Origin of the sequence: Xanthomonas sp. WHRI 8393, from assembly GCF_040203315.1 — a bacterium.
GTDB lineage: Bacteria > Pseudomonadota > Gammaproteobacteria > Xanthomonadales > Xanthomonadaceae > Xanthomonas > Xanthomonas arboricola.
In genome coordinates, this window is record NZ_JBEGGL010000009.1 from 55,437 (window position 1) to 75,178 (window position 19,742).

General features: G+C 64.9%; 10 protein-coding genes and 1 riboswitch. Of the genes, 6 read left to right on the forward strand and 4 right to left on the reverse strand.

Going from position 1 to position 19,742, the window contains the following annotated elements:
* Nucleotides 1–92 precede the first annotated feature (92 nt).
* Genes ABQ137_RS19840 through ilvC form a run of 3 tightly spaced genes read right to left on the reverse strand, consistent with a single transcriptional unit; the run spans nt 93 to nt 3,099 of the window.
* On the reverse strand, nt 93–350 hold the full coding sequence (locus tag ABQ137_RS19840; RefSeq protein WP_024940102.1) for an ACT domain-containing protein: 258 nt from the start codon (nt 348–350) through the stop codon (nt 93–95).
* Nucleotides 334–2,055: an acetolactate synthase 2 catalytic subunit gene (gene ilvG / locus ABQ137_RS19845; RefSeq protein WP_016902671.1), complete on the reverse strand. Its 1,722-nt coding sequence runs from the start codon at nt 2,053–2,055 to the stop codon at nt 334–336. Before ilvG ends, ABQ137_RS19840 begins: the two co-directional genes overlap by 17 nt.
* A gap of 42 nt (nt 2,056–2,097) precedes the next feature.
* Nucleotides 2,098–3,099 (reverse strand): ketol-acid reductoisomerase, encoded by a 1,002-nt coding sequence (gene ilvC, locus ABQ137_RS19850; protein ID WP_024940100.1) that lies wholly within the window; start codon nt 3,097–3,099, stop codon nt 2,098–2,100.
* A gap of 642 nt (nt 3,100–3,741) precedes the next feature.
* Between ilvC and ggt the strand changes: the two genes are divergently transcribed.
* Together ggt and ABQ137_RS19860 are read left to right on the forward strand one after the other, a co-directional pair.
* Nucleotides 3,742–5,451, forward strand: a complete 1,710-nt coding sequence (gene ggt, locus ABQ137_RS19855) for a gamma-glutamyltransferase (protein ID WP_167709638.1) — start codon at nt 3,742–3,744, stop codon at nt 5,449–5,451.
* 79 nt (nt 5,452–5,530) lie between these two features.
* Nucleotides 5,531–7,369, forward strand: coding sequence for a methyl-accepting chemotaxis protein (locus ABQ137_RS19860; protein ID WP_184519649.1), 1,839 nt, complete (start codon nt 5,531–5,533; stop codon nt 7,367–7,369).
* A gap of 261 nt (nt 7,370–7,630) precedes the next feature.
* On the opposite strand, the gene ABQ137_RS19865 is transcribed toward ABQ137_RS19860, so the two are convergent.
* Entirely contained in the window at nt 7,631–10,402 is a 2,772-nt protein-coding gene (locus ABQ137_RS19865; RefSeq protein WP_349783427.1) for a TonB-dependent receptor, read from the reverse strand.
* Nucleotides 10,403–10,833: 431 nt separating this feature from the next.
* A riboswitch (TPP riboswitch) is annotated at nt 10,834–10,931 on the forward strand.
* Nucleotides 10,932–11,045: 114 nt separating this feature from the next.
* Between ABQ137_RS19865 and thiC the strand changes: the two genes are divergently transcribed.
* The 4 genes from thiC to ABQ137_RS19885 all read left to right on the forward strand — a co-directional run bounded on the left by thiC (nt 11,046) and on the right by ABQ137_RS19885 (nt 19,577).
* Nucleotides 11,046–12,923 carry a phosphomethylpyrimidine synthase ThiC gene (thiC, locus tag ABQ137_RS19870; protein ID WP_154832601.1) on the forward strand — a complete coding sequence of 626 codons (1,878 nt, stop codon included), beginning with the start codon at nt 11,046–11,048 and terminating at the stop codon, nt 12,921–12,923.
* A 424-nt stretch (nt 12,924–13,347) separates the two neighbouring features.
* A complete protein-coding gene (locus ABQ137_RS19875; RefSeq protein ID WP_349783428.1) occupies nt 13,348–15,681 on the forward strand; it encodes a winged helix-turn-helix domain-containing protein in 2,334 nt (777 codons plus the stop codon).
* Between the two features lie 110 nt (nt 15,682–15,791).
* Nucleotides 15,792–16,685 (forward strand): helix-turn-helix domain-containing protein, encoded by an 894-nt coding sequence (locus ABQ137_RS19880; protein WP_024940093.1) that lies wholly within the window; start codon nt 15,792–15,794, stop codon nt 16,683–16,685.
* A gap of 48 nt (nt 16,686–16,733) precedes the next feature.
* The gene (locus ABQ137_RS19885; RefSeq protein ID WP_024940092.1) at nt 16,734–19,577 is read left to right on the forward strand and encodes a TonB-dependent receptor plug domain-containing protein; all 2,844 of its coding nucleotides are present in this window, start codon (nt 16,734–16,736) and stop codon (nt 19,575–19,577) included.
* The last annotated feature ends 165 nt before the right edge of the window (nt 19,578–19,742 follow it).

Consider the following 19,742-nt stretch of genomic DNA (forward strand, 5'->3'; position numbering starts at 1 on the left):
CGGCCGGAATCAGGCATTGCGGCACGCGCACGGCCGATCCGGGAGAAGACACCTCCGGACAGCAGTTTCATGCTCGCGCGAGGTCCGGGCGTTCACGCCGCGACCTCGACCGAGTCCAGCGCGGTGATCGTCACCGACTCGCAGTCGTACACCTTCTCCAGCTGCAGGCGCAGCGTCTCCGGCGGGCGGGTGCTGTCCACGTCCAGTTGCAGATGCCAGCGGCCGGCATCGTCCGGGGCGCTGGCGCCCTGGATGGCGCAGGGGCGGAAGCCGCGTCGCTCGGTCATGCCGAGCACGCGCACCAATGCGCCTTCGGCCGGCTTCAGCACCAGATCAAGCCGGTAACGCATGCGATGTCTCCTTGGCCGCGTGTGCGGGATTGCTGTCCAGCATGGTGCTGTTGGCGTTGTTGGGCGGCACCAGCGGCCATACGTTGGCACGCGCGTCGATGGCCACATGCAGCAGGCCGGGGCCGGGTTGCGCCAGCAGTTCGGCCAGTGCGGCATCGACATCGCCGCGCGCGATGATGCGCTTGGCCGGGATGCCGAAGACCTGCGCCAGGGCGGCAAAATCCGGGTTGTCGGACAGATCGATTTCGCTGTAACGCTCGGCAAAGAACAGTTCCTGCCATTGCCGCACCATGCCCAGCGAGCTGTTGTCCAGCAACACGATTTTGACCGGCAGCTTGCAGCGCGCGATCGTCACCAGCTCCTGCACGTTCATCATGAAACTGCCGTCGCCGGAGACCAGCACCACGGTGCGGTCGGGGCAGGCGAACTGCGCGCCCATCGCCGCCGGCAGGCCGAAGCCCATCGTGCCGAGCGCGCCGCTGGTGAGGTGATTACGCGGATCGTTGAAGCGGCAATGCTGGGCCACCCACATCTGATGCTGACCTACATCGCAGGCAATGATGGTGTCGGCCGGGGCCACTTCGCTCAGGCGCTTGAGCAGCGCCGGCGCGTAGATATCGGTGCCGGGCGCGTCGTAACGCGCGCCGAATTTTTCGCGGTTGGCAAAGCAGCGCGTACGCCATGCCTGGCAATTGCCACGTGCCGCGCTCAATGCCTTCAGACTGACCGCCACATCGCCGGGCACGGCGATGTCGGCCGTACGCAGCTTGGAGATTTCATACGCATCGGCATCCAGATGGATGACGCGCGCGAATGGTGCGAATTCGCTCAACTTGCCGGTGGCACGGTCGTCGAAGCGTGCGCCGACCACCACCAACAGATCGCATTCCTGGATCGCCATATTGGCCGCGCGGGTGCCGTGCATGCCCAGCATGCCCAGATAATCCGGATGCGCATGCGGCAGCGCGCCCAGGCCGCGCAAGGTCAGCGCGGTGGGAATGCCGGTGGCTTCGACAAAGCGCCGAAACGCCTCCACCGCACCGGCCAGGGCAATGCCGCCACCGCCGTACACCACCGGGCGTTCGGCGCTGGCGATGGCCGCCAGCGCTTCGGCCAATTTCGCATCCTCCGGGGCCGGAGGCGGCAGCACTGCCGCCGGCACATGATCGGGCAGATGCGAGGCATCGGCGATCTGCACGTCCTTGGGCAGGTCGATCAGCACCGGCCCGGGACGTCCCTCGCGCGCAATGCGGAACGCTTCGCGCACCATCTCCGGGAGATCCTCCACACGCCGCACCAGAAAGCTGTGCTTGACGATCGGCATGGTCATGCCGAACACGTCCAGTTCCTGGAACGCATCGGTGCCCAGCAGGGGCGTGGCGACCTGGCCGGTCAGGCACACCATCGGGACCGAATCGAGCATCGCATCGGCGATGCCGGTGACCAGATTGGACGCGCCCGGGCCGGAGGTGGCCACGCACACGCCGACCCGGCCGCTGGCACGGGCGTAGCCGTTGGCGGCGAGGGCGGCGCCCTGTTCGTGACGGACCAGGATGTGCTTGAGCCTGGAATCCACCAGGGCGTCGTAGAACGGCATGATGGTGCCGCCCGGATAACCGAACAGCGTTTCCACGCCTTCGGCTTCCAGGGCCTGCGTCAGCCAGCGCGCGCCGTTGCGGGGCGTGCTGTGTGCGGAGGTGTTCATGCGTTGCGGACCTTCGGTGTTAGCGGTGGGGGTGCGGCGGCATTACGCCGCTTGTTGATTCGCAGGTGCGGCGGCGGCCTGCTGCTGACCGTTGAGCCACACCATCTTGGCGCGCAGCTTCTTGCCCACTTCCTCGATCGGGTGCTCCAGATCGGCCTGCTTGAACTTGGTGTAGTTCGGCAGGCCGGCTTCGTATTCGGCCACCCAGTTCTTGGTAAAGGTGCCGTTCTGGATATCGGTCAGCACGTCCTTCATGCGCGCCTTGGTGCTGGCGTCGATCACGCGCGGGCCGCTGACATAATCGCCGTATTGCGCGGTTTCGGACACGAATTCCAGCATGCGGGTGATGCCGCCTTCGTAAAACAGGTCCACGATCAACTTCAGTTCGTGCAGCACTTCGTAGTACGCGATCTCCGGCTGGTAGCCGGCTTCCACCAGCACTTCGAACCCGGCCTGCACCAGCGACGAGGCGCCGCCGCACAGCACGGCCTGCTCGCCGAACAGATCGGTTTCGGTCTCTTCCTTGAAGGTGGTCTTGATGATGTTGGCGCGCGCGCCGCCCAGGCCGCCGGCATAGGTCAGCGCGAACTGCTCGGCCTTGCCGCTGGTGTCCTGGTAGACCGCATAGATGCACGGCACGCCGCGGCCGATCTCATATTCGCGACGCACCAGCGCGCCCGGACCCTTCGGCGCGACCAGCACCACGTCCAGATCGGCGCGCGGGGTGATCATGTCGAAATGCACGTTCAGGCCATGCGCAAACAGCAGGCAGGCGCCTTGCTTCATGTTCGGGGCGATGACCTCTTCGTAGAGCTTCTTCTGCACCATGTCCGGGGTCAGGATCGCGACCAGGTCGGCACTCTTGACCGCCTCGGCCGGCGCCACCACGGTGAAGCCGTCGGCCTGAGCCTTGGATTCGGTCGGGCCACCGGCACGCAGGCCGACGGTGACGTCGAAGCCGGAATCGCGCAGGTTCAGCGCATGCGCGCGGCCCTGGCTGCCGTAGCCGATGATCGCGATTTTCGGTTGGGTGTCGTTGCTCATGGAGTAGTCCTTGCGGGGTTGGCAGTGGGAAAAGGATCAGCCGGCAGCGTCAGGGGCTGGCCGGCCGAGCAAAGCGGGGATGGACGACGGCACCGGCCACGCAGGCACTGCACCAGCGCAGTGGTCGGTGCGGGTAGGACAGCTGGTGGCGATGTCGGTGATGTCGTTCATGTCATTCGAAACTTTTGGTGGTCCCTGAAACGCGAAACCCCGCGCCGTTGCCGGTGCGGGGTCTGATCGAAGCCTTGTGTGTCTGTTGCCTACACGAAGTCCCGTCCCGCACCGGTTGGCGAGGTAATAAGTACGAGCACGAGAAGCGACGCTGCCGACGCGCCGATGGGCGCGGACACTGGGGCGTTCGAGGTGGTGTGGCGGTGCGACATGTGGCTGAGATAACCATCGCTGCAGGTGGGGTGTCAACCCTTGCGCATGAAACGGCCGCATCAATCGGCGCTGTGCCGCGCGAAACCGCGTGGCAGCAGCATGGTTGCTGTTGAAACCGCATCGTTGCAGGGTGGTGACGGGCGATGCGAGTCACTAAATGCGCGGTATTTGTGCTGACAGGCAGCGCTTGTCGAGCGAGGCGGCCCGACCCGCTGGTATGGTTGGCCACTTATCTGTGGTGTCCGGGGATCTTCTGTCATGCGTCGCGTACCTGTGTTGTTGATGTCTGCCTTGGCGCTGCTCGCGCCGCCCCTCACTGCTGCCGACCGGATCACCGGGCAGCCGTTCGCCACCCGCTCCGAAGTCATCGCCCCACATGCGATGGCAGCGACCTCGCAGCCGCTGGCCACCCAGATCGCGCTGGATGTGATGAAGGACGGCGGCTCGGCGGTGGATGCGGCGATTGCCGCCAATGCCGCGCTGGGCCTGATGGAGCCCACCGGCAACGGCGTCGGCGGGGATCTGTTCGCCATCGTCTGGGATCCCAAGACCAGCAAGCTCTACGGCTATAACGGTTCGGGCCGCTCGCCCAGGTCGCTGACCCTGGCCGAGTTCCAGCGCCGTGGGCTGAAGGACATACCGCCGACCGGCCCGTTGCCGGTCTCGGTGCCGGGCGCGGTGGATGGCTGGTTCGCGCTGCACGAGCGCTTCGGGCGCAAGCCGATGGCGCAGAACCTGGCCCCGGCGATCCGCTACGCCCGTGAGGGCCATCCGGTGGCCGAGACTATCGCCTATTACTGGGACCGCTCGGTGCCGCGGCTGTCGCAGTACCCCGGCTTCAAGGAGCAGTTCACCATCGACGGCCATGCTCCGCGCAAGGGCGAGCTGTGGAAGAACCCGAACCTGGCCAACACCTTGCAGCAGATCGCCGACGGTGGCCGCGATGCGTTCTACAAGGGCGACATCGCCCGCACCATCGGCGCCTATTTCAAGGCCAATGGCGGCTACCTGAGTTACGAGGATCTGGCCAGCCACACCGGCGAGTGGGTGGAGCCGGTGTCCACCAACTACCGTGGCTATGACGTCTGGGAGTTGCCGCCCAACAGCCAGGGCATCGCCGCGCTGCAGATGCTCAATATCCTGGAAGGCTACGATTTCTCCAAGATCCCGTATGGCTCGGCCGAGCATGTGCACCTGTTCACCGAAGCCAAGAAGCTGGCCTTCGCCGACCGCGCGCGCTTCTATGCCGACCCGGCGTTCCAGCCGGCGCCGCTGGCCAGGCTGATTTCCAAGGACTACGCCGCGCAGCGTCGCGCGCTGATCTCCACTGACAAGGCGCTCAAGGAAGTACAGCCGGGCACGCCAAAGCAGCTGGAAGAAGGCGACACCATCTACATGACCGTGGCCGATGCCGACGGCATGATGGTGTCGTTGATCCAGTCCAATTACCGCGGCATGGGCAGCGGCATGGCCCCGCCCGGGCTGGGCTTCATCCTGCAGGACCGCGGCGAGATGTTCGTGCTGAAAAAGGATCACCCCAACGGCTATGCGCCGGGCAAGCGGCCGTTCCAGACCATCATTCCCGCCTTCGTCACCAAGGACGGCAAGCCGTGGCTGAGCTTCGGGGTAATGGGCGGGGCGATGCAGCCGCAGGGGCACGTGCAGATCGTGATGAACCTGGTGGACTTCCATATGAATCTGCAGGAGGCCGGCGACGCGCCGCGCATCCAGCATGAAGGCTCCACCGAGCCGACCGGCCAGGCCACCGCGATGAGCGACGGCGGCGAGGTCAACCTGGAAACCGGCTTCTCCTACGACACCATTCGCGCGCTGATGCGCAAAGGCCACCGGGTGATCTTTGCCGATGGCCCGTATGGCGGGTACCAGGCGATCGCGCGCGACCCGGCCAGCGGGGTGTATTACGGCGCTTCGGAAAGCCGCAAGGACGGGCAGGCCGCCGGCTACTGAGCGGGCGCTTGCGGTGCGTGGCGCCGCTCAATTGCAACCGCAGTGCGCCGCTAATGATGGTGATGGATTAGGAAAGCCCATGAGCTCGATGCAACAGCCCGATCCGCCGTCGCAAACACATGCGGCGCTGCTCCCCGATGCACCGGTCGCGCTGCTGCGGCTATCGGCCGAGGCCTGCGTGGTGGCCTGCAACCGCGCAGGCCTGGACGTCCTGGGCAAGACCGCCGGCGAGCTGCAGGGCGCGCCGGCGTCGGTGTTGTGGGGATTGAGCGCAGCCGATCTAGTCGGCGAAGACGGCGTCTGGGCAGCCCCCGGCGACGACCCGGCCCGGCGCGTGCGCTATGTGCGCGACCGCGAGCACGGTGGCTGGATGCTGTCGCTGCCGCATGTGGAAACCGCGATCCTGCTGCGCGAAGCCACCCGCCTGGCCGAAGACAGCCGGCCGGTGCCGATCTCGCCGCTGCTGCAGCCGTTGGTGGCGCGCCTGCAGGCCGAACACGAAGACCGCACCGTGCTGGAGCGCACCGCCAACGCGTTGGCCGGTTGCGAACTGGAACTGCTGCTGCCGCCCGGTCTGGCGGAGACCGATATGGGGCGCCGGCTGCAGGCCGGCTTCGGCAATCTGGCCGAAGCGATCCGCCAGGCCGTGGCGTTGTCGGTGCAGATCGCCGCCGAAGTGCCGCCGCTGGTGGCCGAAAACGACGGCATGGTGCGTCAGTCGCAGGCGCAGGCCGATGCACTGGATGGCGCCCGCACGGCGGTGCAGCGGCTCTCTTCGAGCCTGCAGGACGTCAACGCCGATCTGACGCAGGTGATTGCGCTGGCCGCCAGTGCCGACGACAGCGCACGTCAGGGCGTCGCCGCCGCACATGCGCTGGGCCAGGCCATGCACGAAGTGGAACGTCGCGCCGCGCGTGCCGGCGAGGTCATCGAAGTCATCGACTCGGTGGCGTTCCAGACCAATATCCTGTCGATCAACGCCGGCATCGAAGCCGCGCATGCCGGCGATGCGGGGCGCGGGTTCGCGGTGGTCGCCACCGAGATCCGCCGCCTGGCCGAACGGGCGGCAGCGGCAGCGCGCGACGTGCGCGCGATCCTGGCCGAAACCAGCGCCGCGGTGGGCGAGGGTGCGGCCTCCGCGCGCGGCACCGAAGCGGTACTCGACGGCATCACCCGCGTGCTCGGCCAGGCCAGCAGCGCGATGACCACCGTGGCCGGGCGGATCCAGGCGCAGGACGGCGAGATTCGCGGCATCGAACGTGCCGTCGATGGCGTGGTGGCGCTGGGTCGCAGCAACCTGCAGCATGCCGCGCACGTGGCCGAACGCAGCGAGGCGCTGGAGCGCGGTACCGAAACGCTGCGCGATTGCGTGGGCCTGTTCCGTCTGCCGGCCGACCCGCTGACAGTGCCCCGGCACGCGCGCGTCAAGGAACTCACCGTGGCGACCGCCGCTCGTATCGGCACTGCCCTGGCGCAGGCCATCGCACGCGGCCAGATCGACGAAGCGGCGCTGTTCGCCCGCACCTACACGCCGATTGCCGGCGTGGAGCCGGCCAAGTTCACTACCGACTTCGATGCGCTTTGCGACGAGGTGTTGCCGGCCTTGCAGGAGCCGCTGCTGGATGCGCATCCGTGGATCGTGTTCGCCATCTGCGCCAATCCCGACGGCTATGTGCCCACGCATAATCTGCGCTTCACCCAGCCGCTGACCGGCGATCCCAAGCGCGATCTGGTCGGCAACCGCACCAAGCGCAAGTTCACCGACCGCGTCGGCCGCAGCGTGGGCGCGCACACCGACCCGTATCGCCTGCAGGTCTACCGCCGCGACACCGGCCAGATCATGTTCGACCTGTCGGCCCCGATCTTTGTGGGCCGCAAGCACTGGGGCGGTTTGCGGGTGGGCTATACGCTGGAATGACGCGACCGCATGCGTGCACGTTAAAAAAAAAAGCCGCCGAAGATCGGCGGCAGGGAGAGAGAGCGGGTTTCTTGTTGTAGTGACTGCAGGCTAGCGGGGTGATGTGCCGTGGAAATGTCCCTGCATGGCGCCGCTGGCGTGCTGCGTGCCAGGCGGCCGCCTGCGTGTCAGCCCTGGCACATGCACAACGACCTCCCGAGGGAGGCCGTTGTGACAACCGGCGTATCCAGCCAGCGGGCCCGGCGGCCCAAGGGCGCGCGATCAGAAGCGCTGGGTGTACTGCAGGTAGCTGTAGCGTCCCGGGATGGCATAGGCCGAATCGAACGAGTTGGCAGAGGCGCTGAGCGCCACCGGCGGGTCGCGGTCGAAGACGTTGTTCAAACCCACGCGCACAGTCGCATTCCACGGCAATTGGTAAGACACCTGCATGTCGTTGAACGCAGTCGCCGCGACGTGGCGATAGTTGCCGGTGTCGTCCAGCTCCGAGTCGTAGTCCTTCATGCCCGAGTAGTACCGCACGGCCCAGTTGGCGGCCAGGTTGCCGTAGCTCCAGTCCAGGGTGAGCGTGCCGCACGTGCGCCAGTTCGGGTTATCGGTGTGGTAGATGCCGTTGTAGCTTTCCCAGGCCGAATTGTCGTCCTGCTTCTGCTCGTTGACCGCCACGTAGGTCGAATCCAGCGTCAGCATGAACTGGCCGATCGCGGTCTGCGGCAGCTTGTAGCGCGCGGTGAAATCGTAGCCTTCCATGCGTTGCTCGCCGACGTTCACCGGCTGGATCACCAGGCCGGTGATGGCGCCGGTGGCATCGCGGGTGACCAGGTCGCAGAACGCCGAGACATTGAACTGATAACACTGCGACAGGATCTGGTTGGCGCTGAATTCGGTGATGGCGTCGGTGATCCTGATCTTCCACCAGTCCAGCGACACATCCAGGCCTTGCACCGAGGCGGGGCTGTAGACGAAACCGAGCGTGGCGTTCTTGGACTTTTCCGGCTGCAGGTTGGCGTTGCTGGTGTAGGTGAACGGATAGATGGTCTGGCCGGAGTTGCCGCTGGCGCTGTTGTACTCGGCCACGTAATTGGCCGGTACGCCGCCGGCCGCGCACGCGGCGGCAATCGCGCCGGTGTAGGAGGTGCTGTTGGTCGAGCAGGGATCGGAATATGTATCGAAGCTGTCCGATGCGCCCAGGTACAGGTTTTCGATCGATGGCGCGCGGAAGCCGGTAGCGTAGTTGCCACGGATCAACAGGTCGGCGACCGGCTTCCACTTGAAACCGAATTTGCTGTTGGTGGTGCTGCCGAAGGTGTTGTAGTCCGAGTAACGCACGGCTGCGCTCAATTCCAGCAATTGCGCACCGGCCACATCCTTCAGCAGCGGAATCGCCACTTCGGTGTAGTAGTCGTTGAGCGTGTACGAGCCGGAGGTGGGCGTAAACGAATTGCCCGAGGTGTAGCCGGCCGAAATCAAGGCATCCGGCGAGGAGAAGCCGCTTTCCTCGCGATGCTCGACGCCGGCGGCAAAGCTCATCCAGCCGGCAGGAAGCTCGAACAGATCGCCGGTGAGGTTGGCGGTGAAACTGCTGTTCTTGTACTGATAGGTGTTGTGCGCGGTGAACAGGATGTAGTCCAGCATCTCCTGAGTCACGCCACCGGCCGGCGACAGTGGGTTGAATGGCACGCAGCCGGCAATGACTGCGCCGCCGCTGTCCAGGCACGACAGGGTGCCATTGACGATGGCGGATGCGCCGAGCGCGTTGCCCAGATTGAGCAGGTTGACGTCGCCGTATTGGGTTTCGGTCTGGTCGGTCTGATTGTGCGCAAAGCCCACATCCCAACTGAACTGCCTGTCCGCAAACTGGAAGTCGCCTTCCAGCCCGGTATACACGTGCGAGGTCTTGACGTCCTGCTGGTAGGTGCGCGCGAATTCGGTCAACCGATGCGACCAGCCCACATCGCGTCCGTCGCCGCCGTAGGCGCTGTTGTACGGGTTGTAGTAGCTGTCGCCGCTCATCAGGATGCCGGTGTTGACCGAGGCCAGCGGAAAGCCGGCCAGCTGCTGCGACGATTGGCGGCGGTTGTAGAGTCCATCGAACTTGAAGCGCACGTTGTCGGTGAGTGCGTAGTTGCCTTGCACGTACAAGGCATCGCGCTTCTGCGGCGTGACCAGGTAATTGTCCTTGGCATAGTTGTAGCCGTAGTCGGAAGTATTGAAGGCGGTGTACTGGTCCAGACCGTAGCGCGGATAATTGCTGTCGCCGCTGGCGGTTGCGCTGCCGGGCAATACGGTCCAGGCACCGCTGTTGCCACCTGCCCGCAGACGGCCACTTGCCGAGTAGCTGCTGTACGCCGACGACCCTGCGCCATACACCGGCTCGGCCGAGATCTCGCGGTCGCCTGCCATCACCGCATCTTCCTTGACGCTGGACAGCCCGATCACCAGATTGCCGCGCTCGCTGGTGGCGCCCACGGTGGCATCGAACGAGGTGCGCTGACCGTCGCCCTGGCCGTACTGGCCGACGTAGGCATTGACTTCGGCACCATCGAAATCGCTGCGGGTGATGATGTTGACCACACCGGCGATGGCATCGGAGCCATAGATCGACGAGGCGCCGTCCTTGAGCACTTCCACGCGCTCCACGATGGCCGACGGAATGGTGTTGAGATCCACCGAGCCGGACAGGCCCGACACCCAGCGCCGTCCGTTGACCAGGACCAAGGTGCGCGAGGCACCCAGGTTGCGCAGGCTCACGGTGGCCGAGCCGTCGCCGCCGTTGTTGACGGTGGAGTTCATCGTTGCGCCATTGGAGGGGATGCGCTTGAGCACGTCGGCCACCGAGGTCAGGCCCTGCTTTTCGATGTCCTGACGCGTGAGCACCAGCACCGGTTGCGAATTTTCCACATCGACAGAGCGGATGCGCGAGCCGGTGACTTCGATCTTGTCCAGATTGGTCGGACTCTTGTCGGTCTGTTCCTGGGCAACGGCACTGGTGGTGATGCACAGGCCGATGGCGATCGCGAGCGAGCCCCGACGCAGGGTCGGGTGGAGCGTGGACATAGTCATGTGTACGGCGATTCCCGGTAGAGGAGGAACGACAGCGCGATCCCCGTTGGATGGCACCTGCGCGTGTACGTCTTCATCGACACGACACGCGGGCTTAGCGGGAATTTAACGAGCGCGTGTCGCCACCGTTTTTCGCCAATCGGCGCCTTGTTGCGCTGCGCCGCGCACAGTGCGCGGGCGCGCCATGCAATGCCGTGGCGAGGCCGTGCATGTGCACCGCCGACCTGCGGTGGCAGGCGGAGACATATGTCGCTGTGGAAGGCGAGGCTACTGCTGCACGCTCTGCCAGGTGGGCAGCGTTCGCTGCCTAGAACGGCATGCGCCGCTGGCGCACTCGGTGCGGGCGCGTTGCCGACGCCCCGCGATATTTTTTCAGCCGCGCAGGGTGCGATGTGGTTTAATCGCCGCCGAAGTGGGGGTACCGCAGTACGCTGCGGTTGAGATAGTCCCTTCGAACCTGATCCGGCTGATACCGGCGTAGGGAAGCTTCGTTAGATGCGATGGTCCGTGCCTGCACGGGTGCATCGCCATTGAGCGCCGCCGCTTCGTCCGCCTGCGAATCCTTCGCAGGGCCAGCGCCGTGGGTGCTGGTCTTCCAGCACACAGGACGAACGCCATGAATGCCGCGCCGACCGTTTTGCAGCAACAAGCCCAGTCGCTGTCCGAGGCTGTGACCCAGCCGATTCCAGGCTCCCGCAAGATCTTCGTGCAGGGTTCGCGCGCCGACCTGCAGGTGCCGATGCGCGAGATTGCATTGACCCGCACACCGACCCTGTTCGGTGGCGAGGACAATGCGCCGCTCAGCGTCTACGACACCTCAGGGCCGTATACCGACCCGCATGCCGCGATCGATCTTGCCGCCGGTCTGGCGCCGCTGCGCGCGCGCTGGATCGCCGAGCGTGGCGATACCGTGGCGCTGGATGGCCTGAGTTCCAGCTTCGGCCGCGGCCGCGAGCACGATGCGCGCCTGGATGCGGTGCGCTTTCCTGCACGGCGCCTGCCACGCGTGGCGCGCGAGGGTGCCAACGTCACCCAGATGCATTACGCGCGGCGCGGCATCATCACCCCAGAAATGGAGTTCGTGGCGATCCGCGAAAACCAGCGCCTGGAAGCGGTGGCCGACGCGATGCTGCGCAAGCAGCATCCGGGCGAAGCCTTCGGTGCCGCGATCCAGCAACGCATCACACCGGAATTCGTGCGTGACGAAATCGCACGCGGCCGCGCGATCCTGCCCAACAACATCAATCACCCGGAAAGCGAGCCGATGATCATCGGTCGCAATTTCCTGACCAAGATCAACGCCAACATCGGCAACAGCGCGGTGTCGTCCGGCATCGCGGAAGAAGTCGAAAAGCTGGTGTGGTCGATCCGCTGGGGCGGCGACACGGTGATGGACCTGTCCACCGGCAAGCACATCCACGAAACGCGCGAATGGATCATCCGCAATTCGCCGGTGCCGATCGGCACGGTGCCGATCTATCAGGCGCTGGAAAAGGTCGACGGGCGTGCGGAAGAGCTCACCTGGGAGATCTTTCGCGACACCTTGATCGAGCAGGCCGAGCAGGGCGTGGATTACTTCACCATCCACGCCGGCGTGCTGCTGCGCTATGTGCCGCTGACGGCAAAGCGGGTGACCGGCATCGTCTCGCGCGGCGGCTCGATCCTGGCCAAGTGGTGCCTGGCTCATCACAAGGAAAACTTTCTCTACACGCACTTCGAAGACATCTGCCAGATCATGAAAGCCTATGACGTGGCGTTTTCGCTGGGCGATGGCCTGCGCCCGGGCTGCATTGCCGATGCCAACGATGCAGCCCAGTTCGGAGAGCTGGAAACGCTGGGCGAGTTGACCAGGATCGCCTGGAAGCACGATGTGCAGACCATGATCGAAGGTCCGGGGCATGTGCCGATGCAGCTGATCAAGGAAAACATGGACAAGCAGCTGCGCGAATGCGGCGAGGCGCCGTTCTATACCCTGGGGCCGCTGACCACCGATATCGCGCCCGGCTACGACCACATCACCAGCGCCATCGGTGCGGCGATGATCGGCTGGTTCGGCACCGCGATGCTTTGCTATGTCACGCCCAAGGAACATCTGGGCCTGCCCAACCGGCAGGACGTACGCGACGGCATCATGGCCTACAAGATCGCCGCACATGCTGCGGATCTGGCCAAGGGGCATCCCGGTGCGCAGGTGCGTGACAACGCCTTGAGCAAGGCGCGTTTCGAATTCCGGTGGGACGACCAGTTCCATCTCGGGCTGGATCCGGAAAAGGCCAAGGAGTTCCACGACGAAACCCTGCCCAAGGAGGCGCACAAGCTGGCGCACTTCTGCTCGATGTGCGGGCCGCATTTCTGCTCGATGAAGATCACCCAGGACGTGCGCGATTATGCGGCCGAGCACGGTATGGGCGAGGCGCATGCCTTGTCGGCGGGAATGGAAGAGAAGTCGGCGCAGTTTCTGGCGCAAGGCGCGCAGGTGTATCGCGCCACGTGACATGCAGCAGCATCGTCGCGTTGCAGCAGACCGACTGGCTGCTTAGGAAAAATTCAGCTTCGGCTTAGTCAGATCGCAGCGCGGTACGCAAGTGCCGCGCGGTGACTGCGTTGCAAGCGGTTACAGCCCGCAAGCATTTCGCGGCATTTTCCTGAATCGCAGATAAAAAAATCGCGCCAGAGGCGCGAAGGGGACATCGTAATTATTTGAATTCGTCGGCGAGAGAGAGAGAGCCTGACGTCGCCACCTGTCGTAGGGAAGCAACGAGGCATAGAGTAAAATTTGCACCAAATGGATGCATGACACAGTTGGTCGTGGTCCTTTGCTGAATTTGGCGTTTCGCGCGAAGTGCGTGTTGCGTTCTTTGTAGTCCTTGCATGCCGATGCGTGTTTCTTGCCGATGAGTGTTCCTCCCGCTAATGCCATGCCATCGGGCCGGTTACGTGTCGGCCAATGCGTGGTCGACGTCGCCTCGCGCGAAGTGCATGCGCCCGGCGCCAAGCGCGCCGCGCGTCTGGCGCCGAAATCCCTGGCGGTATTGCTGACGCTGGCGCGGCAGCCGGGCCAGGTGGTGACGCGCGAGCAACTGCTGGCCGAGGTCTGGCCCGACACCTTGCCGACCAACGACGTGGTGACCCAGGCGGTCACGCAACTGCGCAAGGCACTGGCCAGCAACGGCGGCCAGCGCTTCGAGCATATCGAGACCATTGCCAAGACCGGCTATCGGCTGCTGGCCCCGGTCGCGTGGGAGCAGCCGTCGGACGGTCCGGCCGATGTTGCCGCGCCCGCGACGGCGGTGACTGCATCGGACAAGGAGCCCGGCGAGCGCAACCGCACCGCCGGCGTCACCGCCACTGCCGCGCTGCAGCGCAGCCCGGTCACCCGGCAGCCTCCAGCATCGGTTCCGGCTGCGTCGGCTGCAGTGCGGCAGCGCCGATGGATGGCCTTGGCAGTGGCCAGCGTGGCCTTATTGGTGGTGCTGGGACTGGCGGCGCGGACGCTGTGGATGCGCGCGCCGGATCGCGAGGCGGCAGCGGCCTCGGCAGTGCTCGGCAGCCCCAAGCGCCCGTACCAGATCATCACTGCGGGCGGCGGCTTCGATCTCATGCCCAGCCTGTCGCCGGACGGGGCGATGGTGGCCTATGCCTCGCTGACCAGCGATCGCGCAGGCACCTCGATCCTGGTCAAGACCACCAACAACGCCTACCCGCGCGTGCTGGACACGCCGGCGGCCGGTATTTCCGATCGGCTGCCGGCCTGGTCACCGGATGGGCGCGAGATCGCCTTCTCGCGGCAGGCGCCCGATGGCAGCTGCCGCATCATGATCGCTGCTGCCAACGGCCCGGCTGCCGCACGCGAGGTGGCGCGCTGCGATGGCGCGGACATGCTGAGTTTCAGTTGGTCGCCGGACGGCCGTGCCCTGCTGTTCGGCAGCATGACCGGCATGCACGGGTCGCCGCGCATGCGGTGGCTGGATCTGGAAACCGGCCAATGGCAGCCGCTGCGCTACAGCGCGCAGTCGAGCGACTTCGACTACACGCCGCGCTATTCGCCCGACGGGCACTGGATCGTGTTTCTGCGCAATCCGCAGCTTGGCGATCTGTGGCGCATTCCGGCAAGCGGCGGAACCGCCGAGCGGCTGACCCACGACAACGCCGATATCCGTGGCTGGAGCTGGTTGCCCGACGGCAGCGGGCTGATCTTCGGGCGTCGTGTGGACAGCGAAGCGCGGCTCTACCGGCTCGATCTGGTCGACCGCAGCCTGCATGACCTCGGTGTGGACGATGCGCAGGCACCGGATGTGGCGCATGGTCATCTGGTCTTCGTGCAGCGCAAACCGCAATTTGGCGTCTATCAGGTCATTCACGACCCCATGAATGGCGGCTACATTCGCCGCCGGCTGTTTCCTTCCAGCGGGCGCGACGATCAGCCGATGATTGCGCCGGACGGGCGCCAGTTGATCTTTGCCTCCAATCGCTCCGGTGCGTACGGCCTGTGGTGGGGCGATGTCGGCAAGCCCGGCTCGGTGCGCCTGATCGAAGGCCTGCGGCCGGATGCGCGCCAGGCCGCCGATTGGTCGGCCGACTCGCAACACGTGCTGGTCAGCGGCAGCGATGCGCACGGGCATGCGGCACTGTTCGAAGTGACCCCGAGTACCGGCAAGGCGCTGCGGCTCCCGGTGCCGCAGCCGCGACCGTTGCAGGCGATCCATGTTCCCGATCCCGATCAGTTGTTGGTGGTGGCTGCCGCCGATGACGGGCGCACCTTTGCCACGCTCTACGACAGACGCAGTGCTCCATGGCGCGCGCTGGCGTCGCTGCAGGACGTCTCGCAGCTGCGGCTGGACCGCGCCAGCGGCCAGGTATTGCTGACGCGTCTGACCGGCGGCGGGCTATGGCAGGTCGCCCCGTCGCTGGCCGCCGACACCTTGCGACCGGTCGATCCGCAGCAGCCATCGCGCTGGCGCTATCGCAGCTGGGCTCCCGGCGCGCGCGGGCAATTGCATTACCTGTCGTCCACCGACGCCTGTGCCACCTATGACAGCGACCTGCGCGGCGGTGTCGGGCGCTGCATGGATGCGGCCAAGTACACCACCATCAATGGTTTCAGCGTGGATCAGCGCAGCGGCGCGTTGTATGTGGCATTGGCAGAAGAAGACGGCAGCTCGATTGCCTTCATGGCGTTGCCGGAGCGCCTGGCCACGCCGTTGGGTGTGATATCCAACCTGTTGATCGTGTTGAGGAAAATCGCTTCGTAAGTTTTTCGGAAAGACTTCGTGGCAATTTCGGCAGACCTTCGTCGGAACTTCCTGACTGACGCCAGATTCGGCAAAACACTACGCCCTCTTTTGTACAGGGGGCTGCCACCATGCAACAGGTCATCACCGCAGATCGCGGGCTCGCACTTTCCTTGGACGGTGCCAGCGAGCCGACGTCGACGACCTGTCTGGCGGTCTCCCGCCTGGGCAGCATCCGGACCGCCGCGGCCACGTTCACGCTGTGGGTGCAGTTGCGCGGCCGCGCCTGGGTGGAGTCCAAGGAAGGGCGCTTCCGTCTGCGCGCCGGCGACTGGATCGCCTTCGACAAGGAATCGCATCCCACCGTACAGGCCGACCGCAGCGCGCTCTGTGTCGGCGTCAGCCTCGATGGCGACAGTCTGCAGTCGCTGGCCGAGTTGACCGACGCCACGTTGTATCCGGGACGCAGCCAGCTGTCGCGTGGCGATCTGCGCATTGCATTGCGTCTGTGGCGTAACGCGGCTGCGCAGAGCGGCGGTGCATCGGCACGCCCGTTGTTGCTGCATCTGGCTGCGATGCAGCGCGACTTCATCGCGCAGGAGCAGCGCTGCCCTGGGCGTTCGCGCAGCCGTCGCCGTCAGGTCTTCGGTCGCATGCAACGCGCGCGGCTGTATCTGGAAGGCAACAGCGACCGCGTGGTGCGCATCGCCGAGCTGGCGCAGCTGACCAACTTCTCCAGCTGGTATGTGTCCAAGACGTTCCAGAGCCTGTACGAGGAAAGCCCGCAGGCCCTGTCGGCGCGCCTGCGCCTGGAGCGCGCCTCCGATCTGCTGCGCGATACCTCGATGATGATCGGTGAGGTTGCGGCCGCAAGCGGGTTCGACAATTGCTGCAGCTTTGCGCGTGCATTTCGTGCGCGTTTCGGTGTCTCCGCATCGCATTACCGCGACCAAACGACAAATCCGCCAGATTCGGCAAAGCCACGGAACGTGACGCGCAAAGCGACGATGTTCACGCAATCGTAATTTGCACAGGGGCGCTTAACGCGCCACTAACGAACCCTGGAGAGATTGATGAACCTTCGCACCTCCGCAGTGCGGCTGGGCCTGTTGCCCGCCGGTATTGCGATCGCGTTGACGCCGGCATTTGCCGTCGCGCAAGAATCGACCACCACGCTGGACCGTATCGAGATCACCGGCTCGCGCATCCGCAGCGCCGATGTCGAGACCCAGCAGCCGATTTTGACGCTTGACCGTCAGGCACTGGAAAAGCAGGGTCTGACCTCCGTCGCCGACGTGCTGCAGAACCTGACCTCCGCTGGTTCGCCGGCGATTTCGCGCGCTGATGCGCTGTCGTCGGGCGAAGACGTCGGCGGTTACTACGTCGATCTGCGTAACCTCGGCGCGCAGCGTACGTTGGTGCTGGTGAACGGTAAGCGTCTGGGTGCATCGACCTCCGGTCTGCAGGATCTCAGCCAGATTCCGATGTCGGCAATCGAGCGTATCGAAGTGCTGAAGGATGGCGCTTCGTCCATCTACGGTTCCGATGCCATTGCCGGTGTGGTCAACGTCATCACCCGCAAGCGTTTCGACGGCGCAGAAGCCAGCGTGCAGTTCGGCCAGTTCGGTCAGGGCGACGGCGATACCACGCAGTACTCCTTCACTGTCGGTTCGCAGGGCGAGCGCGGCGGCGTGACGCTGTCGGCCGAGTACTCCAAGCAGGATCCGGTGTTCGCCAAGAACCGCTGGTTCAGCCGCGATGGCTCGCGTGGTCCCAACTCCACCCCGAACAGCTGGAGCCCGATCAGCCAGAACGGCTCGTGGTGCAATCCGCTGCAGGTCGACTGCGCAGATCCGGACACCGCGGTGTGGCAGACCCTCAATGCCGGTGGTAACCCGAACAACCCGGCCGACTATCACCCCATCACCCCGGCCGAGTACGCCAACTCGAACCAGCAGATGATGGTGCAGACCGGTATCGAGCGGAAGTCGGTGTTTGCCAACGTCAACTACGACGTTGCCGATGCCATCACCTTCAACGCCGACATCGCTTACAACGAGCGCACGACCGACGGACAGATCGCGGGTTATCCGTACCAGTCCGGTTCGTTCGGCACGCCGCTGGAAGCCGGTAGCGCGTTCAATCCGGTTGGCCAGGACGTCGATTTCCGTCGCCGCCTGTGGGAAGTGCCGCGCGCCACCGAAAACCAGCTCAAGACCCTGCGCTTTGCGCCGACCTTGAGCGGCTACTTCGATCTCGGTGGCAAGACCTGGGACTGGGACGTTGGCGCGTTGTGGAATCGCAACGAGAACACCAAGCGCAGCCGTGGCGACATGAGCCTGATCGCATCGCGTCAGGCACTGGGCCCGTCCTTCATCAACGGCCAGGGCGTTGCACAGTGCGGTACCGCTGCCAACCCGACCCCGCTGTCGGCGTGCCGTCCGTGGAACCCGTTGCTGCCGTACAACGTTGCAGGTCAGGGTTCGCTCGCCGATCCGGCGTTGCAGGAATTCCTGTTCCCCACCTTCACCGATACCGGCCTGACCAAGACCACCAGCTTCACTGCCAACCTGTCCGGTTCGATCGTTGAACTGCCGGCTGGCGACCTGGGCATTGCGGTCGGCTATGAACACCGCAAGGAAGAAGGCCGCTTCTCTCCTGACGCATTCGCGCAGTCGGGCGAGAGCACGGGCCTTGGTGCCAAGACCACGCAGGGTGAGTACTCGCTGGACGAGGTCTACCTCGAATTGAATGTGCCGCTGCTGAGCGACGTCGCATTCGCCAAGGAGCTGACCTTCAACGCTGCGACGCGTTACTCGGACTACAGCAACTTCGGCGACACGCTGAACTCCAAGTTCGGCCTGACCTGGCGTCCGTTGGAGGACCTGCTGGTGCGTGCGACCTATGCGGAAGGCTTCCGTGCGCCGACCATCAGCGATCTGTACGGCGGCCTGAGCAGCAGCTTCGAGGATTACATCGATCCCTGCGGCGTCGGTGCCCCGAACAGCGTCAACGGCAATGCGGCCTGCACCAATGCCGGCGTACCGTTGGGCTACACCCAGCTGGGTCAGGGCTTCGTGCCTTGCACGACCTACCCGTGCCAGACGCCTGACGAATTCGTCAGCGGTGCCAACCCGAACCTGAAGCCGGAAACCTCCACCAGCAAGACCGCTGGTCTGGTGTGGAGCCCGCGTTGGGTGCAGGGCCTGGATATCTCGCTGGATTGGTACCGCTACGAGATCAACGACATGATCATCGCCGATAGCGTCGACCGTATCCTGCGCGACTGCTACGTGCTGGGCAATTCGGAGCGCTGCGCAGGCGTGACGCGTGCAGCCGACGGCCATATCTCCTCGATGACCTACGGCGTGGCCAACCTCGGCCAGATGGAAACCGAAGGCTACGACCTGGGCGTGAAGTACCGTTTGCCGGAAACTGCAATCGGCTCTTTCACCCTGGATTGGCAGACCAGCTACGTCAGCAAGTACGACGAAGCCGGCCAGGACAGCGCGGGCAACGCCATCATGATCGGCCGCGTCGGCGAGCCGGGCATCTTCCGCGTGCGTTCCAACGTTGGCGTGAACTGGGCGCTGGGTGATTTCGGCGTCAACTACACCCTGCGTTACTACTCGGGCATGAAGGAAAGCTGCATCACGCTGGCCGAGGGCTATTGCGACGCCCCCGACCATTTCGCCAACGGCGAATCCGATCCGCTGCGCCACACCGGTTCCAACACCTTCCACGACCTGCAGGTCAACTGGAAGGCACCGTGGGACGCAACGATCGCACTCGGCGCGAACAACGTGTTCGATCACCGCGGTCCGCTGCAGTACTCGGCACCGAACAGCAGCTTCGCCTATTACGGCGGCTTCGAAATCGGTCGCTTCGTGTACATGAAGTACACCCAGCGCTTCTGATCCATCGACGCGCTGTAGCATGAGGGACGGGCCGCAAGGCCCGTCCTTTTTTTATGGTGAGGTGGATGCGATGCAGGCCTCTGCGGCCCTCATGATCAAAGCGAACGTGCCGACGGTCAGCCGACGCCACTGCCATCACTGATGACATCTGCACTGATGTGGCGA